General features: G+C 65.7%; 26 protein-coding genes. 18 read left to right on the top strand and 8 right to left on the bottom strand.

The genetic code is table 11. The features are described 5' to 3' along the window. Positions 1-51 precede the first annotated feature (51 nt). From U0034_RS05090 to U0034_RS05060, 7 genes are all read left to right on the top strand, one after another. Complete coding sequence (locus U0034_RS05090) at positions 52-1,401, top strand: hypothetical protein (protein ID WP_085223739.1); 1,350 nt, start codon at positions 52-54, stop codon at positions 1,399-1,401. 189 nt (positions 1,402-1,590) lie between these two features. Continuing rightward, positions 1,591-2,169 (top strand): YqgE/AlgH family protein, encoded by a 579-nt coding sequence (locus U0034_RS05085; protein ID WP_085223741.1) that lies wholly within the window; start codon positions 1,591-1,593, stop codon positions 2,167-2,169. Next, positions 2,166-2,600 carry a Holliday junction resolvase RuvX gene (gene ruvX, locus U0034_RS05080; RefSeq protein ID WP_085223743.1) on the top strand — a complete coding sequence of 145 codons (435 nt, stop codon included), beginning with the start codon at positions 2,166-2,168 and terminating at the stop codon, positions 2,598-2,600. The genes U0034_RS05085 and ruvX overlap by 4 nt, the downstream gene beginning before the upstream one ends. Then, on the top strand, positions 2,587-3,102 hold the full coding sequence (gene pyrR / locus U0034_RS05075; protein WP_085223745.1) for a bifunctional pyr operon transcriptional regulator/uracil phosphoribosyltransferase PyrR: 516 nt from the start codon (positions 2,587-2,589) through the stop codon (positions 3,100-3,102). The genes ruvX and pyrR overlap by 14 nt, the downstream gene beginning before the upstream one ends. Before the next feature lie 137 nt (positions 3,103-3,239). Then, a complete protein-coding gene (locus U0034_RS05070; RefSeq protein WP_085223747.1) occupies positions 3,240-4,271 on the top strand; it encodes an aspartate carbamoyltransferase catalytic subunit in 1,032 nt (343 codons plus the stop codon). 66 nt (positions 4,272-4,337) lie between these two features. Then, positions 4,338-5,615, top strand: a complete 1,278-nt coding sequence (locus U0034_RS05065) for a dihydroorotase (protein ID WP_085223749.1) — start codon at positions 4,338-4,340, stop codon at positions 5,613-5,615. Positions 5,616-5,648: 33 nt separating this feature from the next. After that, positions 5,649-6,464 (top strand): lysophospholipid acyltransferase family protein, encoded by an 816-nt coding sequence (locus U0034_RS05060; protein ID WP_085223751.1) that lies wholly within the window; start codon positions 5,649-5,651, stop codon positions 6,462-6,464. Positions 6,465-6,476: 12 nt separating this feature from the next. Here U0034_RS05060 and cysC read toward each other — a convergent pair whose 3' ends face one another. Both cysC and U0034_RS05050 read right to left on the bottom strand, forming a co-directional pair. After that, positions 6,477-6,998 (bottom strand): adenylyl-sulfate kinase, encoded by a 522-nt coding sequence (gene cysC / locus U0034_RS05055; RefSeq protein ID WP_085223753.1) that lies wholly within the window; start codon positions 6,996-6,998, stop codon positions 6,477-6,479. A gap of 192 nt (positions 6,999-7,190) precedes the next feature. Continuing rightward, positions 7,191-8,054 carry a symmetrical bis(5'-nucleosyl)-tetraphosphatase gene (locus tag U0034_RS05050; RefSeq protein WP_085223756.1) on the bottom strand — a complete coding sequence of 288 codons (864 nt, stop codon included), beginning with the start codon at positions 8,052-8,054 and terminating at the stop codon, positions 7,191-7,193. Positions 8,055-8,306: 252 nt separating this feature from the next. On the opposite strand from U0034_RS05050, the gene rfbB reads away from it, so the two are divergent. The 8 genes from rfbB (at position 8,307) to U0034_RS05010 (ending at position 16,753) form a co-directional block, all read left to right on the top strand. Continuing rightward, on the top strand, positions 8,307-9,398 hold the full coding sequence (gene rfbB / locus U0034_RS05045) for a dTDP-glucose 4,6-dehydratase (protein ID WP_085223758.1): 1,092 nt from the start codon (positions 8,307-8,309) through the stop codon (positions 9,396-9,398). Continuing rightward, complete coding sequence (gene rfbA, locus U0034_RS05040) at positions 9,385-10,290, top strand: glucose-1-phosphate thymidylyltransferase RfbA (protein WP_085223760.1); 906 nt, start codon at positions 9,385-9,387, stop codon at positions 10,288-10,290. Before rfbB ends, rfbA begins: the two co-directional genes overlap by 14 nt. Next, on the top strand, positions 10,275-10,826 hold the full coding sequence (gene rfbC / locus U0034_RS05035; RefSeq protein ID WP_085223762.1) for a dTDP-4-dehydrorhamnose 3,5-epimerase: 552 nt from the start codon (positions 10,275-10,277) through the stop codon (positions 10,824-10,826). Before rfbA ends, rfbC begins: the two co-directional genes overlap by 16 nt. Beyond that, positions 10,823-11,716 carry a dTDP-4-dehydrorhamnose reductase gene (gene rfbD, locus U0034_RS05030; RefSeq protein WP_085224445.1) on the top strand — a complete coding sequence of 298 codons (894 nt, stop codon included), beginning with the start codon at positions 10,823-10,825 and terminating at the stop codon, positions 11,714-11,716. The genes rfbC and rfbD overlap by 4 nt, the downstream gene beginning before the upstream one ends. Before the next feature lie 296 nt (positions 11,717-12,012). Continuing rightward, positions 12,013-12,873 (top strand): glycosyltransferase family 2 protein, encoded by an 861-nt coding sequence (locus U0034_RS05025; protein ID WP_176072575.1) that lies wholly within the window; start codon positions 12,013-12,015, stop codon positions 12,871-12,873. Then, positions 12,870-13,835, top strand: a complete 966-nt coding sequence (locus U0034_RS05020) for a UDP-glucose 4-epimerase family protein (protein ID WP_085223764.1) — start codon at positions 12,870-12,872, stop codon at positions 13,833-13,835. Before U0034_RS05025 ends, U0034_RS05020 begins: the two co-directional genes overlap by 4 nt. Further along, positions 13,832-14,857 carry an MraY family glycosyltransferase gene (locus U0034_RS05015; RefSeq protein ID WP_085223766.1) on the top strand — a complete coding sequence of 342 codons (1,026 nt, stop codon included), beginning with the start codon at positions 13,832-13,834 and terminating at the stop codon, positions 14,855-14,857. The genes U0034_RS05020 and U0034_RS05015 overlap by 4 nt, the downstream gene beginning before the upstream one ends. Positions 14,858-14,869: 12 nt before the next feature. Then, positions 14,870-16,753 carry a nucleoside-diphosphate sugar epimerase/dehydratase gene (locus U0034_RS05010; protein ID WP_085223768.1) on the top strand — a complete coding sequence of 628 codons (1,884 nt, stop codon included), beginning with the start codon at positions 14,870-14,872 and terminating at the stop codon, positions 16,751-16,753. A gap of 48 nt (positions 16,754-16,801) precedes the next feature. Here the strand turns inward: U0034_RS05010 and U0034_RS05005 are convergent, their stop codons facing one another. The 5 genes from U0034_RS05005 to U0034_RS04985 all read right to left on the bottom strand — a co-directional run bounded on the left by U0034_RS05005 (position 16,802) and on the right by U0034_RS04985 (position 22,321). Beyond that, positions 16,802-17,902, bottom strand: a complete 1,101-nt coding sequence (locus U0034_RS05005; protein ID WP_085223770.1) for an MraY family glycosyltransferase — start codon at positions 17,900-17,902, stop codon at positions 16,802-16,804. Between the two features lie 78 nt (positions 17,903-17,980). Continuing rightward, on the bottom strand, positions 17,981-19,003 hold the full coding sequence (galE, locus tag U0034_RS05000; RefSeq protein ID WP_085223772.1) for a UDP-glucose 4-epimerase GalE: 1,023 nt from the start codon (positions 19,001-19,003) through the stop codon (positions 17,981-17,983). 26 nt (positions 19,004-19,029) lie between these two features. Further along, a complete protein-coding gene (locus U0034_RS04995) occupies positions 19,030-20,187 on the bottom strand; it encodes a glycosyltransferase family 4 protein (RefSeq protein WP_085223774.1) in 1,158 nt (385 codons plus the stop codon). Beyond that, complete coding sequence (locus tag U0034_RS04990; protein ID WP_085223776.1) at positions 20,184-21,020, bottom strand: glycosyltransferase; 837 nt, start codon at positions 21,018-21,020, stop codon at positions 20,184-20,186. The genes U0034_RS04995 and U0034_RS04990 overlap by 4 nt, the downstream gene beginning before the upstream one ends. Then, positions 21,017-22,321 carry an oligosaccharide flippase family protein gene (locus U0034_RS04985; protein WP_233211960.1) on the bottom strand — a complete coding sequence of 435 codons (1,305 nt, stop codon included), beginning with the start codon at positions 22,319-22,321 and terminating at the stop codon, positions 21,017-21,019. Before U0034_RS04985 ends, U0034_RS04990 begins: the two co-directional genes overlap by 4 nt. A gap of 316 nt (positions 22,322-22,637) precedes the next feature. Between U0034_RS04985 and U0034_RS04980 the strand changes: the two genes are divergently transcribed. Further along, positions 22,638-24,032: a phosphomannomutase/phosphoglucomutase gene (locus tag U0034_RS04980; protein ID WP_085223778.1), complete on the top strand. Its 1,395-nt coding sequence runs from the start codon at positions 22,638-22,640 to the stop codon at positions 24,030-24,032. Positions 24,033-24,083: 51 nt separating this feature from the next. Here the strand turns inward: U0034_RS04980 and U0034_RS04975 are convergent, their stop codons facing one another. After that, the gene (locus U0034_RS04975) at positions 24,084-24,776 is read right to left on the bottom strand and encodes a DUF2242 domain-containing protein (protein WP_085223780.1); all 693 of its coding nucleotides are present in this window, start codon (positions 24,774-24,776) and stop codon (positions 24,084-24,086) included. A gap of 269 nt (positions 24,777-25,045) precedes the next feature. Here U0034_RS04975 and waaC point away from each other — a divergent pair, with 269 nt between their 5' ends. Further along, the gene (gene waaC, locus U0034_RS04970; RefSeq protein ID WP_085224451.1) at positions 25,046-26,041 is read left to right on the top strand and encodes a lipopolysaccharide heptosyltransferase I; all 996 of its coding nucleotides are present in this window, start codon (positions 25,046-25,048) and stop codon (positions 26,039-26,041) included. A 25-nt stretch (positions 26,042-26,066) separates the two neighbouring features. Then, on the top strand, positions 26,067-26,951 hold the full coding sequence (locus U0034_RS04965) for a Kdo hydroxylase family protein (protein ID WP_085223782.1): 885 nt from the start codon (positions 26,067-26,069) through the stop codon (positions 26,949-26,951). The last annotated feature ends 4 nt before the right edge of the window (positions 26,952-26,955 follow it).

Genomic DNA, 26,955 nt, shown 5'->3' with positions numbered 1-26,955 from the left:
CGTCACGCGGTCGCGCGGGCCTGCTGTCTGCTCGGACGAGCCGCACGCTGAATGCCTATGACACGTTCCGCTGAGTCGAACCTCGAAGCATTGCCGAACACTCGTGGCGCGGCTGTTCCATCGGCGGAACGGGCGGTGGCGGAGGCGCGCGAGGCCTGCCGGGCGGGTCTGGCAGCCGGCGCGCCGTTGCTGCGTGCGTCACAGGCGCTGGGCCAGGCAGGTTGGCTGCCCGCGCAACGCTTTGCCGATGCGCTCGTATTGGCGTCCCCGTTTGCGGCCGGCGAGCTCTCCGACCGTTTCCAGACGGCGCTCGACGATTTTCATGCCGCGCTTCGGCGCCGCAACCTGCGGGAGTTGGCCTGCTCGGGCACGCTCTTCGCGCATTACCGCGAATTCAGCGCACGCATTGCCGCGCATACCGGCGCACCGAGCGTCGTTGCCTTCGAAGATCTTGCGCTGGCCGCCCGCCCCATCGCTCCGGCAACCATGCGGCGATTGCCCGCGGCGCAACTGGCGCGGCTGCGTGCCTGCTACGAAGCGGCGCTGCTCGCAGTCCTGCGCGAGCCGCATGCCTCGGGCGCGGTCGACGAACTGGAGCGTTGCGCGTCCGAACTCATCGGGCCCGATCCCTACGATGTTTGGCGGCTCGTCACGTCTTGCGCAAAGGCGCTGCGGCTGACGGGCAGGGCGGTGTCGGCCGATGCCGAAGCCAAACGGTTCTATGCGCGCTCGAACCTGCTTCTTGCCGATCAGGCACGCGGTGCGACGAGCGCGCCGCGCTCGTTCGTCCGGGCAGCGCTTGCCCTGCTCTGGCGCGACTACGCGCTCTATGGCGCGGCGGCGGAGGATGCGGATCACGTCGCGCTGCTCAACGATTACGGATTGACGGTCGATTGGCACGTTGCCGGCACGTCCGCCTCGGAGGTGCTTTGGGAAGCCGGCGCCGAGCGTGCTGCGGCAGACGACGGCGGTGGCACGCGCGTTCTCGGCGTGCTTTCGATCAACGTGCGGGCCTACGAGGACTTCCTCCAAACGGCGGATGCCTCGATGGCTGCGCTCGTGGCACAAAGCGAGCATACCGCCGACGGGGAGGCTGCTCGGCGAGCCTCCGAAGCGGGTTATCGGCTCGGCGCGGCCGCCTGCGCGGTTGGCTTTGGGCACGTTGCCGTGCTTGCCGATGCATTGGGGCTGGCGTGGCGGCTCGGCAGTTATGCGCTAGACGAAGGGGCGCCCGGCCGGATGCCTGACGCGAAGGCGGTAGAGGCCGGCAGCGAGGCGCTGCGCGCGATGCTGCTGCGCGTGGCGGCCGGCGTCGCGCCGCCGGAGTCGGCCAAGCCGCTCGTCGATTTGACGCGCGCCATCGAACGGGCGGCGCCTGCTTATCCGGCACCTCCAGTCTGAGCCTTCCCAACGGCGGCCACCGGATGGCCGCGTGCCTGCCGGGCGCGCGCTCCATGCCATGTTAGAGTGTGCGGTAAGTGCGGCGTGCCGCCGGCCGGTCGCGCGCCCGTGGCGCGCTTCGTGCGAGGCCGCCCGCAAAGCTCCGTACTCGAGGGGCGATCCCGCACCGTCTTTGCTAGAATTCGAACCATGCCCAAGAGTAACGATCGCATCAACCTGACCAACCAGTTCCTGATCGCCATGCCGAACATGGCCGATCCCACTTTCTCTGGGACCGTGGTCTACCTTTGCGATCACAGCGAGCGCGGCGCGCTCGGCCTGGTCATCAACCGGCCCACCGACATCGATCTCGAGTCGCTGTTCAGCCGCATCGATCTGAAGCTCGAGATCGAACCATTGCTGCACGTTCCCGTTTATTTTGGCGGCCCGGTCCAGACCGAGCGCGGCTTCGTCTTGCACGAGCCCGTCGAGGGCAGTGCGTACACTTCGTCGATGGCCGTCACGGGCGGGCTCGAGATGACGACTTCGAAAGACGTTCTCGAAGCCGTGGCGAGCGGCAAGGGGCCGCAACGCTTTTTGCTGACCCTGGGCCATGCCGGCTGGGGCGCCGGCCAGCTCGAGGAAGAAATCTCGCGCAATGGCTGGCTCACCGTCGAGGCCGATCCCCGGATCGTGTTCGAGGTGCCGGCGGAGAACCGGTTCGAGGCGGCGCTTGCGCTGCTTGGCGTCACGCCCTCGATGCTTTCGGGCGACGCGGGACACGCATGAGCAAGCCCGTCGGGCCTGAGGCGACGCTGCTTGCATTCGACTACGGCGAAAAACGCATCGGCGTGGCAATTGGCAACGCCTTGACGCGTCACGCGCGTGCGCTGGCGGTCGTGCCCAATCGCAACCGCGAATTTCGCTTCGAAGCACTCGGCAAACTGATCGGGGAATGGAAGCCGGATGCCCTCGTGGTCGGCCTTCCTCTGCACCCTGACGGCACCCCTCACGCGCGCACTCAGCTTGCCAAGCGTTTCGGCAATCAGTTGAACGGACGTTTCAATCTCCCCGTGAGCTGGGTCGACGAGCGTTATTCGTCGGTCGAGGCGGCGGCCGATCTGCGCGAGCGCGGGACGGGCGACGACATGCTCGACGCCGAGGCCGCACGCGTCATTCTTCAACAATACCTGGACGGACTTACCGATGAGTTGCATTGATGCCGAAGCGTCTTATCGCGCTTTGCTCGATCAGATTCGCGACGCGTACGGCCAATCGTTCGGCGCGCACGATGCGCCGGTACTGGCGGGCGTGTACAGCGGCGGAGCATGGCTCGCCGAGCGGCTCGCGCGCGATCTCGGCATCGCGTCTTTCGGCGTGGTCAACGTCGCATTGCATCGCGACGATTATGCCAAGAAGGGCCTGCACAGCCAGGCGAGCCCGACATCGCTGCCGTTCGAGGTCGACGGGCGGCGCATCGTGCTCGTGGACGACGTCCTGTATACGGGGCGCACGGTGCGCGCCGCGATGAACGAACTCTACGACTACGGGCGTCCCGCCGCGATCGAGCTGGCAGTCCTTGCTGAGCGCGGCGGGCGCGAACTGCCGATCGCGGCGCGCTTCGTCGGTGCGCGCACCGAGGTCGATGCCGACACCACGCTCGTGCTCGAACGCGGCACCGACGGCCGCTTTACGTTTCGCACCGAACCGCGCGTCGACTGAGCGTGCATCGGGGCGGCGGGCGAGAGAAACGAACGCATGCGCACGAGGCTTCTCCTGGACTTTCGAGGCGACTGGCCGGGGCAGCGCGCGGCGTGTGCGTTTCGCGCAACTGAACCAACGTTTGAATCAGGCAGAACATGAACATCGTCACGCCGGGGCAGGCCGGTCTTGCCGGCGAGAGCGGATCGCCGGAACGCTTCCGCTATGGGTTTCTGAAGGGTAATCCGCAGCTCACGAAAAGCGGCGAACTCAAGCATTTGCTGACGATCGAGGGCCTGCCGCGCGCGATCGTCACGCACATCCTCGATACGGCCGAGCAGTTCGTGAGCGTGACCGACCGCGAGGTCAAGAAGGTGCCGCTGCTGCGGGGCAAGTCGGTCTTCAACCTCTTTTTCGAGAATTCGACGCGTACGCGCACGACGTTCGAGATCGCGGCCACGCGTTTGTCGGCCGACGTGCTGAACCTGAATATCAACGCGTCGTCGACGAGCAAGGGCGAATCGCTGCTCGATACGATCAACAATCTGTCGGCCATGCACGCGGACATGTTCGTCGTGCGTCATGCGTCGAGCGGCGCGCCGTATCTGATCGCCGAACATTGCGCGCCGCACGTGCACGTCATCAACGCGGGCGACGGCCGGCATGCGCATCCGACGCAGGGCCTGCTCGACATGTACACGATCCGCCACTACAAGCGCGACTTCACGAACCTGCGCGTGGCGATCGTCGGCGACATCCTGCATTCGCGCGTGGCGCGCTCCGACATCCATGCGTTGACGACGCTCGGCGTACCCGAAATCCGAGCCGTCGGCCCTCGTACGCTGCTGCCGGGCGGGCTCGAGCAAATGGGCGTGCGCGTTTTTCACAATCTCGACGAAGGGCTGCGCGACGTCGACGTGATCATCATGCTGCGGCTCCAGAACGAGCGCATGAGCGGTGCGCTGCTGCCATCGGCGCAAGAGTACTTCCAGAGCTGGGGGCTCACGCCCGAGCGTCTCGCGCGCGCGAAGCCCGATGCGATCGTAATGCATCCCGGGCCGATGAACCGTGGCGTGGAGATCGACTCGCAGGTGGCGGACGGCCCGCAGTCGGTGATCCTCAACCAGGTCACGTTCGGTATTGCCGTGCGCATGGCCGTGATGAGCATCGTCGCCGGCAACAATGATTGACGGCGAGCACGTCGAGCTGGAACTGACGAGACGCAAAGACGAAACGAACAGAAGGCAAGGCAGCGCATGAAGATTCATATCGCAGACGGCACGCTCATCGATCCGGCGGCCGGTACCGAGCAACGAACGGACGTGTTCATCGCCGACGGCCGGATCGCGTCGGTCGGCGCGGCGCCCGAAGGCTTTCAGGCGACGAAGAAGATCGACGCAACCGGGCTGTCGGTCGCGCCCGGTTTCGTCGACCTTTCGGCACGGCTTCGCGAGCCCGGCTACGAGCACAAGGCGACGCTCGAATCGGAGACGGCTGCCGCGCTGGCCGGCGGTGTAACGAGCCTCGTTTGCCCGCCCGATACGGACCCTGTGCTCGATGAGCCCGGCCTCGTCGAAATGCTGAAGTTCCGTGCTCGCAACCTCGATCGTGCGCACGTCTATCCGCTCGGCGCGCTGACGGTCGGCCTGAAAGGGCAGGTGATCACCGAGATGGTCGCGCTGACCGAAGCAGGCTGTGTCGGCTTCACGCAGGCAGACGTACCCATCGCCGACACGCAGGTACTGCTGCGCGCGCTGCAGTACGCGAGCACGTATGGCTATATGGTCTGGCTGCGTCCGCAGGATGCGTGGCTTGCCAAGGGTGGGGTGGCCGCGAGCGGCGCGGTGGCCTCGCGTCTCGGCTTGTCGGGTGTGCCCGTGGCGGCCGAGACCATCGCACTGCACACGCTTTTCGAAGTGATGCGGGTGACCGGCGCGCGCGTGCATCTTTCACAGTTGTCTTCGGCGGCGGGCATCGCGCTCGTGCGCGAGGCGAAGGCCGAAGGCTTGCCCGTTACCTGCGACGTTTCCGCCAATCATGTGCATCTGATCGATATCGACATCGGCTATTTCGACGCGCATTTCCGGCTCGATCCGCCGCTGCGGCAGCAGCGCGACCGCGAGGCCATTCGCGCGGGGCTCGCCGATGGCACGATCGACGCGATCTGCTCGAATCACACGCCTGTCGACGACGACGAAAAGCTGCTGCCGTTCGGTGAGGCCACCCCGGGTGCGACGGGGCTCGAACTGCTGCTCTCGCTGACCGTCAAGTGGGCGGACGAAGCGGGGGTTCCGCTTGCGAAGGCGCTCGGGCACATCACGGCGAGCCCGGCTGCCGTGCTGGGCTTGCCGGCGGGAAGCGTCGCAGTCGGCGCACCCGCTGATCTGTGCGTTTTCGATCGCGCGGCACATTGGCGCGTGGAGCCGCGCGTGCTGCGCAGTCAGGGGCACAATACGCCTTTTCTCGGGTATGAACTGCCGGCACGTGTGCGCGCGACGATCGTCGGCGGCCGCGTGGCCTTCGAGCAGTCCTGATCGCAACGCGTCGACATAGGTGGATCGCACGCAATGAAAGTCGCGCTCGCCAAGCTCCGGCTCGGGCTGCATCTGTTGCACGGCATGTGGGTCATTGCCGTGTATTTTCCGCGTCTGTCGCCGGCTCGCCGGACGCAACGCATTCGGGCCTGGTCGCTCAAGTTGCTGCGTCTCGCGGGAATGCGGCTCGTCGTGCATCACGACGAGCGGCGGCTCGAGCAGGGCGCACTCGTGGTCGGCAATCACATTTCGTGGATCGATATCTACGTCATCAACGCATGGCGGCCGACGCCGTTCGTCTCCAAAGCGGAAGTGCGGAAATGGCCCGTCGTGGGCTGGCTCGCGCATCGGCTCGGCACCGTGTTCGTGCACCGCGAGAAGCGCAAGGATGCGCATCGCACAATGCACGAAATGGCGGCGCGCCTGCAACGCGGCGAGGTCATGTGCATGTTTGCCGAAGGCACGACCTCCAACGGCCTCGATTTGCTGCCGTTTCACGCGAATCTTTTTCAAGCCGCCGTGTCAGCCGGCTCGGCGGTTCAGCCGGTCTGCCTGCTCTACGAGGACGCTTCCGGGCGCCAGACGACTGCCCCTGCCTATATCGACGAAATCACGCTGGGCGAATCGGTCAGCGCGGTTTTGCGCGCCGCGCCGCTGACCGCGCATTTGTACATCGGGGAGCCGATCGAGGCCGGCACCGACCGCCGCGCGCTCGCGGCGCGGGCGAGGGAGGCGGTAAACGACGGCCTCACGCAATTGCAAGGGCAATGTCTGCCTGCGCTGCAGCCGCGCCAGGAGCTCGCGCCGGTGGCCGCCGCGCCGTCGGCGGAGCGCACCGGCAGCGCTTGAGCGCCGCTCGCCCTACGCTTGTTCGATACGTAGCGGCTTGATGCGCTCGCGCACGAAAGCATGCAGTTGCGCCACGGCGCTCTCGACGGATGAATGCGCCGTATCGATTTTCAGTTCGGGCGTGGCGGGCGGCTCGTAGATCGACGAGACGCCGGTGAATTCGGCGATCTCGCCCTTTCTCGCCTTGGCATAGAGCCCTTTCGGATCGCGCGATTCGCATACTTCGAGACTGCTGTCGATATGCACTTCGAAAAAGCGGCTGCTGACGATTGCGCGCGCGAGCCGCCGATGTTCCGCCGCTGGCGAGATCAGCGCGCAGATGACGATGAAGCCCGCATTCTTGAACAGGGCTGCCACCTCGGCCGCGCGCCGGATGTTTTCGAGCCGATCGGCGCTGCCGTAGCCCAGACCCGCGTTGATGCCCGTACGGAGGACGTCGCCATCGAGCACGATCGCGAGGCTGCGTTCCTGCGCGAGGCGTTCCTTGAGCGCGGCGGAAAGCGTCGACTTGCCGGAGCCGGACAGACCGGTCATCCATATCACGCCGCCACACGCGTGACCGGAAGCGAGGGGGCTGCCCTCGGATCGTGAGGGTTTGTCGTCAGTTGTCAAACTCGTTCCTTGTGCGAGTGCCTGCAGAGACGATTCTATTTCGAGGTGCGGATGGACGGGGCGCTCGTCGGGTTACGGATCGTTACTCGATGGGCCACGTGCGAGGGGGGCGCATCACACATCCCCTTTGTTGAAGGGTTTCCGGCACGCCTCGCACTCGACTTGCATGACGGTGCGGGCGGCGGGCGCCTCGGCCAAACGCACTGCCGTCAAGCGATTGCCCCACACGCAGCCCGAATCGAGCGCAACGAGCCGGTCGCGCATCATCACGCCCAGCGCGGCCCAGTGCCCGAAGACGACCGTGACGTCGCCGGTAAGCCGCTCCGGCGCGTCGAACCACGGCATGTAGCCGGGCGGGGCCGCGCCCGGGGCACCATTGCCCGAGAATTCCATCGTGCCGTCCTTCGTGCAAAAGCGGATGCGCGTGAACGCATTGAAGGCGACGCGCAAGCGCTCCGATCGCTTGAGATCGGGCGACCAGCGCCGCGGCTCATTGCCGTACCAATCGGCAAGCGTCTTCTTCCACTCGCGGGCTCGCAGCGCGCGTTGCAGCTCGTCGGCCAACTCGAGCACCAGCGTGCTATCCCATTGCGGAAGGACGCCCGCGTGAACAAGCAGCATCCCGTGGTCGAAATGCGCGAATGGCCGGTGGCGCAGCCAGTCGAGCAGCTCGCCGCTATCGGGCGCGGCGAGGACCTCGTCCAGCGTGTCGCTCGCCCGCGTGCGCCGGATGCCTGCCGACACCGCAAGCAAGTGCAGGTCGTGGTTGCCGAGCACGACGGTTGCACGCTCGCCGAGTGCCGCAATGTCACGCAACGTGGCGAGCGAGGCCGGCCCCCGGTTCACGAGGTCGCCCGCGAACCAGAGCGGCGCCGCATCGTGTTCGTTTGCCACTTGCGCCAGCAGGCGCTTGAACGGGCCGTGGCAGCCCTGGATATCGCCGAACGCGATCGGTACGTGCATGGAGGAAAAAGGCATGAGGGATCGATCAGATATCGAGTGGCGGCAGTGAACGGATCCGCGATTCGACGCATGGCGCGTGCCGGGCCCGGGCGCAGGCTCCGAAGCCGTTCGCCGCATCGGGTCGGGGCCCGCCTGCGGCCTCTATAATACGAGCCTTCGGGTCAGCCGAGGGGCCGGCCATGCGTGCGGCCGCAGCGCTTGCCCGCGTGCGCCGGTTTTGACGGCGCCGGCGCATGTGTGCCTGAACCCAACTTGATAGGACTGCCCATGATTCTCGTGACGGGCGGCGCCGGCTTCATCGGCGCCAATTTCGTACTCGATTGGCTGAGCGGGACGGACGAGGCGTTGCTCAACGTCGACAAGCTGACCTATGCCGGCAATTTGCGCACGCTTGCGTCGCTCGAGGGCGATCCGAGACACCTGTTCGTGCGCGCCGACATCTGCGATCGGGGCGCAATGGATGCGCTGCTCGAGCAGCACCGGCCGCGCGCGGTATTGCATTTTGCCGCTGAGAGCCATGTCGACCGTTCGATTCACGGTCCGGCCGATTTCGTTCAGACGAACGTCGTCGGCACGTTCACCCTGCTCGAAGCGGTACGTGCCTATTGGGCGGCTCTCGGGCAAGCCGAGCAGGATGCATTCCGGTTCCTGCACGTTTCCACCGACGAAGTGTTCGGCTCGCTCGCGCCAAACGACCCGCCATTCTCCGAGGCGACGCCCTATGCGCCGAACAGTCCTTATTCGGCGACCAAGGCCGGCTCGGATCATCTCGTTCGCGCCTACCATCACACGTACGGTCTGCCGACGCTCACGACCAACTGCTCGAACAACTACGGCCCGTATCAGTTTCCCGAGAAGTTGATTCCGCACATGCTTTCGAACGCACTCGCGGGCAAGTCGTTGCCGGTGTACGGTGACGGTCGGAACGTGCGCGACTGGCTCTATGTCGGCGATCATTGCAGCGCGATTCGTGAAGTGCTCGCGCGCGGCATTCCGGGCGAAACCTACAACATCGGCGGCTGGAACGAGAAGAAAAACCTCGACGTCGTCCATACGCTGTGCGATCTGCTCGACGCGGCACGGCCGAAGGCCTCCGGGTCATACCGCGATCAGATCGCGTTTGTGACGGACCGGCCCGGCCACGACCGCCGTTACGCGATCGATGCGCGCAAGCTCGAGCGCCAACTCGGCTGGCGACCCGCCGAAACGTTCGAAACGGGCCTCGCGAAAACCGTCCGCTGGTACCTCGACAACCGGCACTGGGTCGACGAAGTTGCCTCGGGCGAGTACCGCAAGTGGGTTCAAACGAATTACGCGCAACGCGCGTCGGAAAAGGACGGCCATCGTGACGCGCGATAAAGGGCGTAAAGGCATCATCCTGGCGGGCGGCTCGGGCACGCGCCTCTATCCGGTGACACAGGTCGTATCGAAGCAGTTGCTGCCCGTCTACGACAAGCCGATGATCTACTATCCGCTGTCGACGCTGATGTTGGCCGGCATTCGCGAGGTGCTGGTGATTTCGACGCCGCAGGACACGCCGCGCTTTGCGGCCATGCTCGGCGACGGCAGCCAGTGGGGCATGAACTTCCAGTATGCCGAGCAGCCGTCGCCCGACGGGCTCGCGCAGGCCTTCGTCATCGGCCGCGAGTTCATTGGCGGCGGGCCGTCGGCGCTGATTCTCGGCGACAACATCTTCTATGGGCATAACCTCGCGGAGCCGCTCGAGCGAGCGAATGCGCGAAGCGCGGGCGCGACCGTTTTTGCGTATCACGTGACGGATCCGGAGCGTTACGGGGTCGTCGAGTTCGACGCGGCGCTGCGTGCGATTTCGATCGAGGAAAAGCCGGCGCGGCCGCGTTCGAGTTACGCCGTAACCGGCCTTTACTTCTACGACGAGCAGGTGTGCGACATCGCGTCGCAGATCGAGCCTTCGGCGCGCGGCGAGCTCGAGATCACGGATGTCAACTCCTGCTATCTGGCGCGCGGCGAACTCAACGTCGAGATCATGGGCCGCGGCTATGCCTGGCTCGATACGGGCACGCACGATTCGCTGATCGACGCGGCAACGTTCATCGCCACCTTGCAGAAACGGCAGGGGCTCGTCGTCGCCTGCCCCGAGGAAGTCGCCTACCGCAAGGGCTGGATCGACGAACAGCAGTTGCTCAAGCTCGCCGCGCCGCTCGCGAAGAACGCGTATGGGCAATATCTCAAGAATCTTGTTACGGACCAGGTCGTATGGCAATCCAAGTAACGGCGACGGCGTTGCCCGAGGTGAAGCTGATCGAGCCGAAGGTCTTCGGCGACACGCGCGGCTTTTTTTTCGAGAGCTTCAATGCACGCGATTTCGCGCAGCATGTCGATGGCGAAGCTCGCTTCGTACAGGACAACCATTCGCGTTCGGGCAAAGGCGTGCTGCGCGGCCTGCATTATCAGATCGAGCACGCGCAGGGCAAGCTCGTGCGCGTGGTGGAAGGGGCCGTGTTCGACGTGGCCGTCGACATTCGCCGAGCCTCACCGAACTTCGGCAAGTGGGCCGGCGTGATGCTCTCGTCCGATAATCACCGCCAGCTCTGGGTTCCGCCCGGATTCGCGCACGGCTTCGTCGTGCTTTCCGATGCGGCGCAGTTCCTCTACAAGACCACCGACTACTGGTATCCCGAATACGAACGCAGCATTCTCTGGAACGATGCGGCGATCGGCATCGAGTGGCCCATCGATTTCGAGCCCATATTGGCGGCGAAGGACGCGGCGGGTAAATGCCTGGCGCAAGCCGAGGTGTACGCGTGAAGATTCTCGTGACGGGACGCCAGGGGCAGGTGGGGTGGGAGTTGCGCCGCGCGCTGGCGCCCCTTGGCGAAGTGGTGGCGGTCGATAGAAGCGTGGCCGATCTGGCGAAGCCGCAGACGCTGGCCGCCGTCGTTGCGTCGGTGCGCCCAGCCGTGATCGTGAACGCCGCTGCCTATACGGCCGTGGATCAGGCGGAGCAGGACGAAGCGGCGGCGCACGTCGTCAATGCGCAGGCGGTCGGCGTGCTGGCCGAACTTGCACGCGGACATGGCGCGCTTTTCGTCCATTACTCCACCGACTACGTTTTCGACGGATCATCATCGGTCCCCTACACGGAAAGCGATCCTCCGATGCCCATCAATGCCTACGGCCGATCGAAGCTCGCGGGCGAGCAGGCCATCGAGGCGGCGGGTGGCGACTGGCTCACCCTGCGCACGACGTGGGTGTACGCGCCGCGCGGGCGCAATTTTCTGCGTACGATGCTGCGGCTCGCGGGTGAGCGCGATACGCTCAAAGTCGTTGCCGACCAGACCGGAGCGCCCACGCCGGCGCGGACGATCGCCGATCTGACCGCACACGCCGTTGCCACGGCGCAACGCGAACGGGCAGCGGGCAGCTTCGAGTCCGGCATATTTCATATGACCGCGGCGGGGCAAACGACATGGCACGGTTTTGCGAGCGCTATCGTCGAGTCCGCGCGCGCCGCCATGCCCGAGACGATCAAAACGGCGGTTGTCGAGCCCATCGGCTCCGAAGCCTATCCGACACCCGCGCGCCGGCCGAAGTATTCCCTGCTCGACAACGGCAAATTCGAGCGTCGCTTTGGGTTGCATCGCGTCGATTGGCGCGACGGCCTTGCCATGACGCTGGAGGAACTGTGGGCGCGCTAGTGCCCGTTCATGCTCATCGCGACTTCCGCCGCGCGACCGTGACCGGCGACATTGGAAATGCGACTCGTTTCGTTTTGCTTGGTTTGGGCGCGGGCACTTCGGTGTTCGAAGGGCCCCGTAACGTTTCCAGGCTGGAAGAGTCGTTTCAAGATATGTCGGGTACCAGTTGACGCGGAGATTATGGCCGCCGAACGGTCGAATCTCGATACGCCCGCGATTACAATACGAGCTTCTAAAATATGAGCCCATTCGGACGGGCGGCGTATTCGTCCGATGCAGGTTCGCTACCGCTACTGATGGCGTCTTTGCCCCTGGAATTATCCGCCGCACAGATTTCGGAGCCCGAGGATCTGAGCGTCTCGATCGTCGTCTATCGACCCAACCCCACGTTGCTGGCCAGCACGCTCGAGAGCCTGGGCGATGCGTGCGCATCGCTGCTCCGGCGCTGGCCGGATTGGCGCATCCGCTGCTTTCTCATCGACAACGGGGGCATGCCGGACGTTTCCGCCAGCGTCGAGGCGTTGCGCGCCCAGGGCGTGGCCAGCACGACGATCGGCGGCCATGGCAACGTCGGATATGGCCGGGGCCATAACGTGGCGATCGAGCGCGCGCAAAGCGAGTTTCACCTGATTCTGAACCCCGACATCGAAATGGAGGCCGACGCGCTGGTGTCGGCCGTCGAATTCTGGCGTGCGCATCCCGAATTGGGCTTGCTAGCGCCTCGCGTACGTGACGACCGCTCGCAGTTGCAGTATCTCTGCCGCCGTTATCCCGCACTCGTGGACCTCTTTGCGCGCGGCTTTCTGCCCGCGTCGTGGCGCAAGCGATTCGAGCGGCGCCTGGCCCGCTACGAAATGCGCGATCTCATCAACGACAAGGATGTCGTCTGGAACCCGCCGATCGTCAGCGGGTGCTTCATGCTTTTCAGAACGGAGCTGCTGAAGCGCCTCTCGGGTTTCGATCCGCGCTATTTCCTCTACTTCGAAGACTACGACCTGAGCTTGCGCACGCACGAACTGGCGCCCGTCGCCTACGTGCCGCGGGTACACGTGCTGCACCACGGCGGCGGCGCCGCGCGCAAGGGCTCGGCGCACGTCCGGATGTTCGTCTCGTCGGCCATCAAGTTCTACAACCGGTTCGGGTGGAAGCTGATATGAGCCGCGTGGTGGTGACGGGGGCGAACGGTTTCGTCGGCGATGCCCTTTGCCGCACGCTGCTCGAGCGCGGCCATGCCGTAACGGGGCTCGTGCGCCGCGCCGGCACGTGCGCGCCCGGCGTCGACGAGTGGGTTTTCGATCGAGCCGATTTCGAAGGCATCGACGAAGCGTGGCCCGCGTCGCTCGAGGCTCGATGCGTCGTGCATCTCGCCGCGCGCGTGCATGTGATGCACGACAACGCGGTGGATCCGCTTGCCGCGTTTCGCGCGTCCAATGTGCAAGGTGCGCTGCGCGTCGCGCGTGCGGCGCAGCGTCACGGCGTGCAGCGGTTCGTGTTCGTGAGCAGCATCAAGGCGCTGGGTGAAACCGATCCGGGGCGGCCGCTGCGAGAGGACGATCCGGCCTTGCCGCAGGATGCGTACGGACAATCGAAGCGCGAGGCCGAGCTTGCGTTGCACCGCTTCGGCCGCGAGCAAGGCCTCGACGTCGTCGTCGTTCGCCCGCCGCTCGTGTACGGGCCAGGCGTCAAGGCGAACTTCTTGCAGCTGATGCGTGCGATTGCCGCGGGACTGCCGTTGCCGCTCGGCGCGCTCGCGGCGCAGCGCAGCCTCGTCTACGTCGGCAACCTGGCCGATGCGCTCGCCGAGTGTGCGCTCGATGCGCGGGCGGCACACGGCTGTTTTCATGTGGCAGACGGCGAAGATACGACCACCACCGAGCTTGCGCGCAGTATCGGCAGGCACCTGCGCAAGCCCGCGCGGCTGGTACCGGTGCCGTCCGGTTGCCTGCGTCTGATGGGCCGCATGACCGGCCGGGCGCCGCAGATCGAGCGCCTGACGGGCAGCCTACGCGTGGACGCTTCCCGCCTCCGATCGACGCTCGGATGGCAGCCGCCGTACTCATTCGAAGAGGGGCTCGCCGCCACCGCGCGCTGGTATCTGACGAGTCGCCGATCACGATGACACTGGACCGCAATCTTCTCTCGCTCACGCCGCTGGGCGAGACGTCCGCCGTTGCCGTTGCCGCGGCGCTGGCCTGCGCCGCAATCCTTGCCCTGCTGCTCAAGACGGGACTGGCTTGGCGGCTCGCGACCGACGTTCCCAACGAACGTTCGTTACATGAGCGCCCCACGCCGCGCGTCGGCGGCTGGGGCATCATGCCCGTGGCACTGCTCGCAATCGTCATCCTCGCACCCGGGCTCGCGGCCATCGCGGGATGCGCGCTCGCGCTCGCGGCCATGTCTCAGATCGACGACCGCCGTGGATTGCCCGCGCGTGTGCGCTTTGCGGGGCATCTCATCGCGGTCGTCATCGTCCTTGCGGTGTATCCCGCCGCGGTGCCCTGGTGGGCGCTCGCCGTCATCGGCTTTCTGATGATCTGGCTCACCAACCTCTACAACTTCATGGATGGCTCCGACGGCCTCGCGGGCGGCATGGCCGTCTTCGGCTTCGGCGGCTACGCGTTGGCGGCGCTCACGTCTTCTCAGCCGTCCATCGCACTAGCGCTCGGATGCGCGGCCATTGCGGGTGCCGCGCTCGGCTTCCTGGTCTTCAATTTTCATCCGGCACGCGTTTTTCTGGGCGATGCGGGTTCCATTCCGCTCGGCTTTCTGGCCGGCGCGCTCGGGTATTGGGGATGGAGCATGGGCGTATGGCCGATCTGGTTCCCCGCCATGACGTTCTCGCCGTTCATCGGCGATGCGTCGGTCACGCTTGCCCGGCGGCTTGCGCGCGGCGAGCGCTTCTGGCAGGCGCACCGCGAGCACTACTACCAGCGCATGGTCCGCTCGGGGCTTGGCCATGCGCGCACCGCGCTCTATTGGTATGCCCTGATGGGCACTGGCATAATGCTCTCGCTATGGGCGAGCCGCGGTTCGGCGCGCCTGCAGTGGACTGTCGTCGTCGTATGGGCTGTCGTGCTGATACTGGTCGGTGCCGCGGTGGATCTGCGCTGGCGCCGTTTCGAAAACAGACGGACAAGCTGAGAGGTGACGCCGATGTTCAAACATCACCAAGGCTCATGGCGCTCCCTTTGCGCCTTCGCCTTCGACCTGTGTGCCGTGGGCGGCGCGTGGCTGGCTGCCTACCTCATTCGTTTCAATGGGGCCATTCCCCACGACTTTCTTACGGGCGGCCTGAGGGCGCTGGTCTGGGTACTGCCCGTTTACGCCGTGATGTTCCGCGCTTTCGGGCTTTATCGCGGCATGTGGGTCTTCGCCAGCTTGCCCGATCTCGTGCGCATTTCGAAAGCGGTGGCGGTCGGGGCGCTCTTGACCATGGTGGCCTCCGTCATGGTGCAGCCCCTGCCCACGACGCCGCGCTCCGTGCTGGTCGTATCGCCCTTGCTGCTGTTTCTGGCGATGGGCGGCGCGCGTGCGGTGTATCGCGCAACGAAGGAGTTCTACCTTTACGGCGCATTGGTCGGTCAGGGCAAACCCGTGCTCGTGCTCGGCGCGGGCGGCGCGGGCGCCAGTCTCGCCCGGGAACTGGCACGCTCCAAGGAGTGGCGTCTCGTAGGCCTTCTCGATGACGATCCCGCCAAACGCGGCCGGGAGGTATACGGTCACAAGGTGCTCGGGCCCATTGGCGATCTCGCGCATTACGCCCAGGTGTTCAAGGCGGAGCACGCGATCATCGCGATTCCATCCGCATCCGTGGAGATGCAGCGGCGCGTGGCGACGTTGTGCGTGCGCGCAGGCGTGCGCGCCCTCGTGCTGCCGGCACTCACGGCACTCGTGCCCGGGCAGGCGTTCCTGTCCCAGGTGCGCCACATCGACCTCGAGGATCTGCTCGGCCGCGACCCGGTGAAGATCGACACGCCTCACGTCGAAGCGCTGCTGCACGAGCGTGTCGTCATGGTGACGGGCGCGGGTGGTTCGATCGGCTCCGAGCTGTGTCGTCAGATTCTGCGGTTTTCGCCCGCGCAGCTCGTGGCGCTCGACATTTCCGAGTTTGCGGTCTATCGATTGACCGAGGAACTCAAGGATCGATTTCCCGAATGCACAGTGGTGCCGATGATCGGCGATGCGAAGGACTCGCTGCTGCTCGACCAGATCATGTCGCGCTACGCGCCGCACATCGTCTATCACGCGGCTGCCTACAAGCATGTGCCGCTGATGGAGGAGCTGAACGCGTGGCAAGCCATGCGCAACAACGTGCTGGGCACCTACCGGGTTGCACGCGCGGCGATCCGCCATGACGTCAAGCGGTTCGTGTTGATCTCCACCGACAAGGCCGTCAACCCGACGAACGTCATGGGCGCGAGCAAGCGTCTGGCCGAGATGGTCTGCCAGGCACTGCAGCAAACGAGCGGGCATACGCAGTTCGAGACGGTCCGTTTCGGCAACGTGCTCGGCAGTGCCGGGAGCGTCATTCCGAAGTTTCAGCAGCAGATTGCCCGAGGCGGACCCGTCACGGTGACCCATCCCGAGATCACGCGCTATTTCATGACCATTCCCGAGGCGTCGCAGCTCGTGCTGCAAGCGTCGAGCATGGGGCAGGGCGGGGAGATCTTCATCCTCGACATGGGGCACCCCGTGCGCATCGTCGACCTCGCACGCGACCTCATCCAGCTGTGCGGCTACAGCGAGGAGCAGATCACGATCGAGTTCACCGGCTTGCGTCCCGGCGAGAAGCTTTACGAGGAACTGCTGGCCGATGATGAGACCACCAAGCGCACGCCGCATCCCAAGCTGCGCATTGCGCAGGCTCGCGAGGTACCCGACGATCTGCTCGATCAGCTGCTGCCGTGGCTGATGCAGCACCGCGTGCTGTCGGACGAAGAAGTGCGCCGCGATCTGCGGCGCTGGGTGCCCGAGTATCGCCCCGCCACTGCGCCGGTCCTGCAATCGGTCAAGCGGCCCGCGCTACGCTCCGTGTGAGCCGGTGCAAGCCGGTGCAAGCCGGCGTGAGCGCGGCGGCGCAATGCGTCAGAGGTCATGCTTGCGGACGACGAGCCATTTCGGCGAGCGGAAACGCACGATGCTCAGGTAGAGCCAGACGTAGGTGAACGCGAACAGCATCACGAACACGAAAAGGTGGACGGTGTGCTGCCAGAAGAGCGTCGCGGGAATGACGCCAACGAGGCACAGCAGCCAGAGGTAAGGCGAGGTGAGGGAGTTGCGCCGCGTCAACTCGTGTGCGGTTTTCGCTCCGACCGCCCAACGCATGAGGCGCTTGTAGACGAGCATGTGCAGGTGCACGCCATCGGGAATGCCCGGCGAAATGCCGCGAACGAACTTCTTGCGGTAGATCGAGAAGCAGGTTTCGAAGATTGGGTAGACGAACAGCAAAACCGGATACCACGCCGAGACTTCGCGATGCCGCATGACGAGCATGATCGAGAGTTCGGCGAGCATGAAGCCGATGAAATAGGCGCCGCCGTCGCCGAGAAAGATGAGCCCGGCCGGAAAATTCCAGATGAAAAAACCCAGCACGGCGCCCATCATGATCAGCGAGGCCGACAGCACGATCGGGTCCGAGAGCCGGAAGGCCACGTAGGCGAGCGACGCGAACATCATCATCGCGACCATCGAAGCGAGGCCGTTGAAGCCATCGATGATGTTGATCGCGTTGGCGAGCGCGGCTACGGCCAGTACGGTCACGACGGCCGACACGGCGGCATACGAGAGCAGAAAATCGAGCGGCGGCACGCTGATGCGCACGACGGCGATATCGAGTGCGACATAGGCAAGCGCGGCCGCACCCATGGTGGCGATGAGCCGTACGCGCGGCGAGACGCGCTTCGTCAAGTCTTCGAGGAGCCCCGAGGCAAGTGCCGGGATGCCGCACGCGACGAGTGCGAGTATGCCGCGGGAGACGGCGGGATAGGGGCCGTACAGCTGGATAGCGGAAGCGACGAGCCCGACTACGATGCCAATGCCCCCCACCCGCGGTACGGGCCGCGCGTGGAATTTCTGTACCCCGGAAAGATCCGCGTCGATCGAAAACTTCTCGTGCAAGTGCGCATAGCGCACGATCAGCAGCGTAACGAAGAGCGAAACCAGGAAACCGAGCGCAAAGCTGAGCATGATGATGGTCTTGGGACGGACGGCGAATTATACAAACGAATTCGTCCTGTTCCCGTGGGCCGGCTGCCGGCCGGCGCCTCAGGCGTACCCGCGCGGATTCGTCGACTGCCAACGCCAATGATCGGCGCACATGCGCTCGATGCCGTACTCCGCACGCCAGCCGAGCACGCGCTGCGCGGCCGCCGTGCTGGCGAAGCACTGCGCCACGTCGCCGGGCCGGCGCGCCACGATCTCATAGGGCACACTGCGCCCGGATGCCGCTTCGAACGCTTTCACCACCTCGAGCACCGAATACCCGCGCCCCGTGCCCAGGTTGACGACGAGGCTGGCATCGCGTTCGGCGAGTGCATCGAGCGCGGCGATGTGCCCGCGCGCGAGGTCGACCACGTGAATGTAATCGCGCACGCCCGTGCCGTCCGGTGTGTCGTAGTCGCCGCCGAATACGCGCAGCTTCTCGAGTTTGCCCACGGCAACCTGGGCAACGTAGGGCATCAGATTGTTCGGGATGCCGGCGGGGTCCTCGCCAATGAGCCCGCTTTCATGCGCGCCCACCGGGTTGAAGTAACGCAGCACCGCAATGCGCCAACTGTCATCGGCCCGTTCCACGTCACGCAGGATCTGCTCGGCGATGAGCTTCGACTGGCCGTAGGGGTTCGTCGCCGAAAGCGGAAAGGACTCGTCGATCGGCGAGCGCTCGGGCACGCCGTAGACCGTGGCCGACGAACTGAACACGAAGCGCTTCACGTTGCGCGCGCGCATCGTGTCGAGCAGCACGAGCAGGCTGTCGACATTGTTGCGGTAGTAATCGATCGGCTTGGCGACCGATTCGCCCACCGCCTTCAAAGCGGCGAAATGAATCGCGGCGTCGATCGGATGACGATCGAAGATTTCGCCGAGCGCCGCCGCATCGCGTACATCGGCCTCGTAATAAGCGACGGAACGTTGAGCGATTTGCTCGACACGGCGTATCGCCTCGCGCTTGCTGTTGACGAGATTATCGACGACCACGACGTCATAGCCGTTTGCCAGCAACTCGACGGCGGTATGCGATCCGATGAACCCCGCTCCGCCCGTTACCAGAATCGTGCCCTTGTTCGCCATCGTCGTGCTCCGTCAAAGATCGAGGATCAAAGTGATACGCCGGTGAGTTCGGCCAGTGTTTCGAGGTATCGCGCGATCACGGCCCGTTCGTCGAACTGCTGCGCGACCCGTTCGCGGCCCCGCTCGCCCATTTCGCGGCGTTGCGCATCGCTCAGCGCAAGCATTGCTTCGAGCTTGCCGGCGAGGCTGGCCGCGCTTTTAGCCTCGCACAGCAGCCCCGTCACGCCGTCGCTCACGACGTCGCGGCAGCCGGGGACGTCCGTTGCCACGATCGGGCGTCCCATTGCGGATGCTTCCATCAGCGTGCGCGGCACACCTTCCCGGTACGACGGAAGAACCACGCAGTTGGCGCCCGCGATGTAGGGGCGCACGTCATGCGCTTCTCCGAGATACTCGACGAGGCCCTCGCGCTCCCACGATCTCACGGTTTCGAGCGAGATCGCGCTCGGGTTGTCGACGCCCGCCGGCCCGAGCAACTGGAAGCGGACATCGGGGTGCCGTGCTCGCAGGATGCGTGCCGCGTCGACATATTCGCCGACGCCCTTGTCCCAAAGCAAGCGCCCAATCAAGACAAATGTAAAGTTCTGTTTCCGCGGTACCGGAGCGAGCGCGAAATGCGTCAGATCGACGCCTTCGCCGTTCAGAAGCCGTGCACGATCAGGGTGCGCGAGCAGTCGCTCGTCGACGAACGCCTGATGATCGTCGCGATTGAGAAACCAAACCTGGCGCGGAAACCTGAAGGCGAAGCGGTACAGCGCTTTGGCGACGGCTGCCGCCCGGCTCTTGCGGATGAAGACATAGCCGAGCCCGGTCGTCACCGCGATCGAGGGTACGCGCGCGAGCCATGCCGCCACCGAGCCGTAGATATTCGCCTTGATCGTGTAGTGAAATACGACCTCGGGCCGGATTGCACGGTAATGGCGATAAAGCGCCAAAAGCGTGCGCAGATCGTCGCGCGGGTTCGTGCCCTTGGAGGCGACGAACAGGTCGACAGTGCGGCAGCCCATTTCCTCGAGCAGCGCGAACGTGCGGTCGCGCGGCGCGATGACGACGACGCGTGCGCCCTTTTCCACGAGCGTGCGGATCAGCCCGTGCCGATAAGTGTAGATGGCCCAGGCGGTATTGCAGACGAGGCAGACCGTGAGCGGGGCGGCCGGTTGCGGCGCGGTGTCGTGCGGATTCATGCGGGAGGGGGCGCTGTGAAGAGCGTGCGCTTGATTCGTTGCAGCAAGGTGTAGGGCGTGACCAGATGCAGCAGATTCTTGGCGAGCCCGAGCCAGTCGTAGACGTTGCGGGCATCGAAGTACCGGCACTGCAGTCGTAGCGTCGAAGCGATCTGGCGCCGCCGCCTGGTCGCGCTGATGCCGCCTGTGTTGAGCTCGTAGTACAGCCCGAGTTCAGGCAGGTTTGCGCAATCGTAGCGCTCCATGAGCCGCAGGAACAGGTCGAGGTCCTCCGCCGCGCGATAGGCCACTCGGTAGTTGCCAACGGCGCGCACCGCATCGACGCGCAGCATCATGGCCGGATGCACGAGCGAGGCGCGGAAGAAGCGCTGCCGGCGGATCTCGGCCGGCTCGGTTGCGGGCCGCAGCATGAAAAGCGGAGCGCCGTCGCGCGAGACTACTTGCGTCCACATCCCGACGCCGGCCACGCGCTCGTGCGCTTCGAGATACGCGCGCTGCTTCGCGAGCCGGCCGGGCGCGGCCAGGTCGCCGGCGTCGATACGCGCTGCGTACCGGAAGCCGCGCACCGCCAGTGCGTCGATGCCGGCTTGCAGCGCGCGCTCGATGCCGCCGTTTTGCGGCATTCGCAGGATCTCGATTTCGACGTTCGGCAGCGCCGGCGCGACGATCGGGGGCGTGCTGCCGTCGTCGACGATCAGCGCGCGCACGCGCGCAGCCTCGCTGAACGATGCCAGGGTGCGCGCCACGTCGTCTTGCGCGTTGTAAGCGGGCATCAGCACGCAGACGTCGGCGAGCGCGTCGTCCGTCCGAGCGCGGGGCGAGGGCGTGGTCATGAGCAAAGCTTGAGGCGGATGTAATAAAGGTTCACGGCGGCGGCGCAAAGATAGCCGGCCGCGAGCCCGACGAGCGGGCCGTACACGCCGAGGCGGCCGATCGCGACGAGGTTGACGGCGAACGCGACGGCGAGTGCGAGTACCCACTTGGCGAGGAGTACGTATTTCGCCTGGTACTTGAGCACGACGAGGTTGCCGATCGCCTCGATACCGGCTGGCACCGAAAGCCAGACGCACCACCGGAAAATGGAGATCGCACCTTCGTACTGTTGCCCGAACACGCGCGTGATGATGACGGGCGCGAGCGCATCGAGCACGAGCGCGCCGAGCATCATGATCGCGCCCGCCATGAGCATGAGGCGCCGCACATTGAGCAGCAACTGGCGCGCATCGTCGACGCGGTACACGAACGCCGGTGCGATCGTCTGCGCCAGCATGAGGCCGAGCGCGATCCAGTTTTCGTTGATCTGCTGCGCGGCCGAGTAGCGGCCGAGGTCCGCAAACGAGATCGCCCGCTCGAGCATGAGGCGGTCGAGCTTCAGGAACAGGTACATGCAGACGAGCCCGATCCAGAAGACCGTGCCGGCACTCGCGAAATGGCGCAGCAGCGGGCCGTCCACGCGCCAGCCGAGCCTGCCGCCGTGGCGGCGCATGTAGTAGGCAACGAGCACGGCGGCGATGACGGCCGATTCGAGCGCCCACAGCCAGCCGAACGCGGCAGGCGTCAGGGCGATTCGCACGAAGAGGTAGACGAGGGCCGCTTTCGCGAGCGCGGTCGCGATGCTCGCCAGAAGCTGCGGCTTGCTGTAGGTCTGGCTTTGCAGCCACGAGTTGATGACGCCGATGAACGGTTCGCGAAACAGCATCGTGACGGCGAGGCCCGCCAGCATGGCGCCCACGACGCGGTCGGTCACGCCCGCCGCGATCGCCGCCCAGGTGGCTGCGAGCGCGAGCGCCGAAACGGTCATCCGCAGTGCGAATGCGCTGCCGAGCACGGTGCCCACTTCCGAGGCCCGCCGGTGGACGATCGTGGGGACCAGGATCTCGGCGCCGCAGACCCAGGTGATTGGCGCGAGCACGAGCAGCAGCGTATTCGCGTACTGCCACTTGCCGAAGGCGTCGGGGCCGAAGTAGCGTGCGAGCAGCCCGCTGACGGCGATCGCCACGGCAATTTGCGTGAGTCTTTCGAGACCGAGCCAGACGATGTTGGCGAACGCTTTCGCCACGTCCCGGTTCGCAAAACGCTTCAGCATGCGCGGCAAGACAGGGGGGCGGGCGAGCGCCCGCGCACCGGCTCGCATCGTTCGGGTACGGCCCGAAGAGGGCGCAGTGCCGGGCGCAGTGCCGGGCGCAGTGCCGGGAGCCGCGCCCACGCCCGGCTCGCGGCGCCGAACGCGCTCCGGGTGGCGTCGACCGACGAATGTCCGATAAAGAAACGTCTAGGCATTAAAATGGGCGCGTCGTGCGTCGGTCGAAAAACGGCCATTATAAGTGGGAACCAAGACGCACCTTCGTGCGGCGCCGGTGTATGGGGAACGATGGACACCTTTCGCGGCGCGCCTCGATGGCGCCGCGGCGTCGTTTGGATTACTTTTTTCCAGCTACTGAGAGCCATCCATGATTTCGCAATCCATCTTCAAGGCCTATGACATTCGCGGCGTAGTCGGCAAGACGCTCGATGCGGACGTCGCACGCCTCGTCGGCCGTGCATTCGGTAGTGAGATTCGCGCACAAGGCGGCGATGCCGTCGTGGTCGCGCGCGACGGGCGGCTGTCCGGCCCTTCGCTCGTTGCGGCGCTGGCCGATGGCTTGCGCGCCGCGGGCGTCGATGTCGTCGACGTCGGCATGGTGCCGACGCCCGTGGGCTATTTTGCCGCAAGCGTGCCGCTCGCGCTGCCCGGCGGCGAGCGCTCCGTCGATTCTTGCATCGTCGTGACGGGTAGTCACAATCCGCCCGACTACAACGGCTTCAAGATGGTGCTGCGCGGTGCGGCCATCTACGGAGAGCAGATTCAGGCGCTTTACCGCCGCATCACGGAAGGCCAGTTCACCGAGGGCAACGGCGGCTACGTCGAATTCGACATCGCCGACAAATACATCGAGCGCATAGTGAGCGACGTCAAGCTCGCGCGGCCGATGAAGCTCGTGGTGGATACGGGCAACGGCGTGGCGGGCGGCCTCGCGCCGCGGCTTTTCAAGGCGCTCGGCTGCGAGCTCGTCGAGCTCTTCACCGACATCGACGGCAGCTTTCCGAACCACCACCCGGACCCGGCACACCCCGAGAACCTGCAGGACGTCATTCGCGCGCTGAAGGAGACGGATGCCGAGATCGGCTTCGCGTTCGACGGCGACGGCGATCGTCTCGGCGTGGTCACGAAAGACGGCCAGATCATCTATCCCGATCGTCAGCTGATGCTGTTTGCGCAGGAAATCCTCTCGCGCAACCAGGGCGCGCAGATCATCTACGACGTGAAGTGCACACGCAACCTCGCAAGCTGGGTGCGCAAGCACGGCGGCGAGCCCGTGATGTGGAAGACGGGCCATTCGCTCGTGAAAGCGAAGCTGCGCGAGACGGGAGCGCCGCTCGCGGGCGAAATGAGCGGCCACGTATTCTTCAAGGATCGCTGGTACGGTTTCGACGACGGCCTTTACACGGGCGCGCGGCTGCTGGAACTGCTCGCTCGCGCGAGCGATCCGAGCAAGGTGCTCAACGATCTGCCGAACTCTCTTTCGACGCCCGAGTTGCAGCTCAAGCTCGAGGAGGGCGAGAACTTCTCGCTGATTGCCCGTCTGCAGAAAGAGGCGCGTTTCGAAGGCGCCGACGAGGTCGTTACCATCGATGGTCTGCGCGTGGAGTACCCCGACGGCTTCGGGTTGGCGCGCTCGTCGAACACGACGCCAGTGGTCGTGCTGCGCTTCGAGGCCGACAGTGGCGATGCGCTCGCGCGCATTCAGGACGATTTCCGCCGCGTGATTCTTGCCGCCAAGCCGGACGCGAAGCTGCCGTTCTGACGATGTTCCGACCGTGCGCGGCCGGTCCTGCCGCCTGTTCCCGCCGCGTGCTCAGTGGGGCTGCGCGGCGGCCGGCTGCGACGCGATGCCTGTGGCCGGGGCGTCGGCCTGAGTTGCCGGCGAGGCCGGCGCCACGGCCGGCGACGCCGGGATCTCGCTCGACTTGATGAGCGGCGTGGCCGGTACCGGCGCGGCCTTCACGACGGTACGCAGGTACTGGTCGACGTAATCGAAGAAGCGGTCGTAGAACGCGCCGGACTGGATCGTCTCGCTCGACACCTTCACCATGGCGTCGCTGTTCGAGCGGATCGGTAGCGACAGCGAGCCCAGGATACTCAGGCCCACGCTCGCGGACGTATCGCTCTTCTTGAGCGTGTAGCCGCTTTGCACGGCGTTCGCATAGACGATGCTCGAGTTGTCCGCGTCCTCGCCGGGTGTGCAGACGACGTGAAATTCCACGCCGATGTGCTTGTCGCTGCTCGGCTGGAAATCCTTCGAGGCGTCGATGGTGTCGGAGCGGGTCGACGTGGTAGTCAGGTAACCCTGGCTCAGCAGTGCGCGACGAGCCGCCTCGCAGGCGTCGTTGCTGGTCGCACGGAAGCTGCGCGAGAACGGGCTCGCGCCGGTATCGAACATCTCCTGCTGCAATTTCGGCGGCGGTGCGCTCGAGCAGGCGGCGACGGCGGCTGACGCGGCGAGCGGCAGGGCCAGGCGGGAAAAATGGAAGCGTAACTGGCTGAGCATGATCGGGTGAGCGTGGGTGCGGCCTCGGAGTGACCTTGCAGTGGCCGATTAGCGGACACGAGCCGGTCAGATTCGAACCTGACATTGTAGTGCGATCGCTGCGAGAAGAATAAGACGCTCGAATCGGCTGCGCGGCGATATGACGTTGCCTCGCGATCCGGACGATCGCGGAAAACCTCGCGCCGACGCGGTAAAATCGCGCGTTTAGGCCAGTTGCGGTAAGAATGGCCTGCTTCGCCGCAAGCGGCGTTCCTTTCTTTTCTTTCGGTGTGCAAAAGATCCTGATTGTCCGGGTGTCGTCGCTTGGCGACGTCGTCCACAACATGCCCGCGGTGGCCGATATCCGGCGCCGTTATCCCGATGCGCAGATCGACTGGCTCGTCGAAGAGAGTTTCGCCGATCTCGTGCGCCTCGTGTCCGGCGTGCGCGCCGCGATCCCTTTTTCGCTGCGACGTTGGCGCAAGCATCCGCTCTCGAGTGCGACCTGGCGCGAGATCGGCGCATTCCGGCGCCGGCTGGCGCAGGAGCGCTACGACCTCGTGATCGACTGCCAGGGCCTCATCAAGACGGCCTGGGTGGCGAGCTGGGCGCGCGGGCCGCTCGTCGGCCTCGGCAACCGCACCGACGGCGCGGGCTACGAGTGGCCGGTACGCTTCTTCTACGACCGGCGCGTGCCGATCGCCGCGCGCACGCATGTGGTCGAGCGCACGCGTCAGCTCGTGGCCGCCGCCCTCGATCTGCCGGTGCCCGAGCCCACCGACGAGATCGACTTCGGCCTCGACACATCGCGCGCGGCGCTCGCTCTCTCGGAGCTTGGGCTCAATCTTCCCGTGCCTTACGTGGTTTTCGTGCACGCGACCTCGCGCGCCGACAAGCAGTGGCCCGAGGCGCACTGGGTCGAGCTCGGCCGCGCACTGGTGTCGCGCGGCGCCTCGCTCGTGCTGCCATGGGGCAACGACGCCGAGCGCGAAACGAGCGCGCGGCTCGCCAAGGAGTTCGGCGCGGCGGCGATCGTGCCGCCGCGGCTTTCGCTGCCGGCGGTGGTCGGGCTGCTCGACGCGGCGGCCGCCACCGTGGGCGTCGACACGGGGCTGGTACATATTGCCGCTGCGCTCAAGCGTCCCACCGTCGAGTTGTACAATTTCGCGACCGCATGGCGCACGGGCGGCTATTGGTCGCCGCGCGTCGTCAATCTCGGTGCCGGCGGCGAGCCGCCGGCGCTGCAACAAGTAAAGTCCGCGCTCGCCGGTTTCGGCCTGCTGTAAACGCGCGCGCGGCGCGACACGGACCATGAACGAATCGCAAATCATAGAAGTAAGCGCGGCCGACTGGCAGGGACAAGAGCTGGCCGTTGCGCGCGAAACGCTGCTTGCGGGGCTCGAGCATGGCAAGGTGCTCTATTTCCCGAACCTGCGTTTCGCGATCGAGGGCGGCGAGGCGGCCTTGCTCGATCCGCGGCTCGCCGACCCGAAGCGCAAGAACATCAGCCTCGAACCGAACGGCGGCGCGCTGCGCGGCGTGGTGGGCGACGCCGTCACCCAATCGGCCGTGCGTGCGCTCGTCACACGCTATCAGACGCTCGCGCGTTCGCTCGTCGACGGCCTCTTTCCCGAATATCGCGGCAAGCTGCGCGCGGCGCCGACGAGCCTGCGCCTCATGCAAGTGGAAACGCGCCATACCTCCTGGCGCAAGGACGACAGCCGGCTGCACGTCGATGCCTTTCCCTCGCGCCCGAATCGCGGCGAGCGCATCCTGCGCGTCTTCACGAACGTCAACCCCAACGGCGTGCCGCGCGTGTGGCGTGTCGGCGAGCCGTTCGAGCAGATGGCCGCACGTCTTCTGCCGAAGATCAAGCCGCAGTTGCCGGGCTCGGCCTGGCTCCTCGAGCGGCTGCACATCACGAAGTCGCGCCGTACCGAATACGATCACTTGATGCTCAATCTTCACGATGGAATGAAGGGCGATCTCGAGTATCAGCGCACGTGCCCGCAGGAAACCGTGCCGTTTCCGCCGGGCAGCGTGTGGGTCTGTTTCTCCGATCAGGCCTCGCATGCGGTCATGTCGGGCCAGTTCATGCTCGAGCAGACCTTCTTTCTGCCTGTGGCGGCGATGGCCGAGCCGCGCTGCGCGCCGCTCGGCATTTTGGAGCGGCTCAAGGGCCGGGCGCTGATTTGAGCGC

The sequence above is a fragment of the Trinickia caryophylli genome (assembly GCF_034424545.1).
GTDB classification, from domain to species: domain Bacteria; phylum Pseudomonadota; class Gammaproteobacteria; order Burkholderiales; family Burkholderiaceae; genus Trinickia; species Trinickia caryophylli.
Note: the sequence above shows the minus strand (reverse complement) of the source record. Positions and strands in the feature narration are given on the sequence as shown.

Bases quoted from the DNA above. Each gene is read 5' to 3' on its own strand.
- U0034_RS04975 (WP_085223780.1), bottom strand. From the start codon at position 24,776: ATGCTCAGCCAGTTACGCTTCCATTTTTCCCGCCTGGCCCTGCCGCTC.
- U0034_RS05060 (WP_085223751.1), top strand. From the start codon at position 5,649: ATGAAAGTCGCGCTCGCCAAGCTCCGGCTCGGGCTGCATCTGTTGCAC.
- U0034_RS04995 (WP_085223774.1), bottom strand. From the start codon at position 20,187: ATGAATCCGCACGACACCGCGCCGCAACCGGCCGCCCCGCTCACGGTC.
- U0034_RS05090 (WP_085223739.1), top strand. From the start codon at position 52: ATGCCTATGACACGTTCCGCTGAGTCGAACCTCGAAGCATTGCCGAAC.
- U0034_RS05050 (WP_085223756.1), bottom strand. From the start codon at position 8,054: ATGCCTTTTTCCTCCATGCACGTACCGATCGCGTTCGGCGATATCCAG.
- ruvX (WP_085223743.1), top strand. From the start codon at position 2,166: ATGAGCAAGCCCGTCGGGCCTGAGGCGACGCTGCTTGCATTCGACTAC.
- cysC (WP_085223753.1), bottom strand. From the start codon at position 6,998: ATGACCGGTCTGTCCGGCTCCGGCAAGTCGACGCTTTCCGCCGCGCTC.
- U0034_RS04965 (WP_085223782.1), top strand. From the start codon at position 26,067: ATGAACGAATCGCAAATCATAGAAGTAAGCGCGGCCGACTGGCAGGGA.
- rfbB (WP_085223758.1), top strand. From the start codon at position 8,307: ATGATTCTCGTGACGGGCGGCGCCGGCTTCATCGGCGCCAATTTCGTA.
- U0034_RS05020 (WP_085223764.1), top strand. From the start codon at position 12,870: ATGAGCCGCGTGGTGGTGACGGGGGCGAACGGTTTCGTCGGCGATGCC.
- U0034_RS05015 (WP_085223766.1), top strand. From the start codon at position 13,832: ATGACACTGGACCGCAATCTTCTCTCGCTCACGCCGCTGGGCGAGACG.
- U0034_RS05005 (WP_085223770.1), bottom strand. From the start codon at position 17,902: ATGCTCAGCTTTGCGCTCGGTTTCCTGGTTTCGCTCTTCGTTACGCTG.
- U0034_RS04985 (WP_233211960.1), bottom strand. From the start codon at position 22,321: ATGCGAGCCGGTGCGCGGGCGCTCGCCCGCCCCCCTGTCTTGCCGCGC.
- U0034_RS05065 (WP_085223749.1), top strand. From the start codon at position 4,338: ATGAAGATTCATATCGCAGACGGCACGCTCATCGATCCGGCGGCCGGT.
- rfbC (WP_085223762.1), top strand. From the start codon at position 10,275: ATGGCAATCCAAGTAACGGCGACGGCGTTGCCCGAGGTGAAGCTGATC.
- pyrR (WP_085223745.1), top strand. From the start codon at position 2,587: ATGAGTTGCATTGATGCCGAAGCGTCTTATCGCGCTTTGCTCGATCAG.
- U0034_RS05010 (WP_085223768.1), top strand. From the start codon at position 14,870: ATGTTCAAACATCACCAAGGCTCATGGCGCTCCCTTTGCGCCTTCGCC.
- U0034_RS05025 (WP_176072575.1), top strand. From the start codon at position 12,013: ATGGCGTCTTTGCCCCTGGAATTATCCGCCGCACAGATTTCGGAGCCC.
- U0034_RS04980 (WP_085223778.1), top strand. From the start codon at position 22,638: ATGATTTCGCAATCCATCTTCAAGGCCTATGACATTCGCGGCGTAGTC.
- U0034_RS04990 (WP_085223776.1), bottom strand. From the start codon at position 21,020: ATGACCACGCCCTCGCCCCGCGCTCGGACGGACGACGCGCTCGCCGAC.
- galE (WP_085223772.1), bottom strand. From the start codon at position 19,003: ATGGCGAACAAGGGCACGATTCTGGTAACGGGCGGAGCGGGGTTCATC.
- U0034_RS05070 (WP_085223747.1), top strand. From the start codon at position 3,240: ATGAACATCGTCACGCCGGGGCAGGCCGGTCTTGCCGGCGAGAGCGGA.
- U0034_RS05085 (WP_085223741.1), top strand. From the start codon at position 1,591: ATGCCCAAGAGTAACGATCGCATCAACCTGACCAACCAGTTCCTGATC.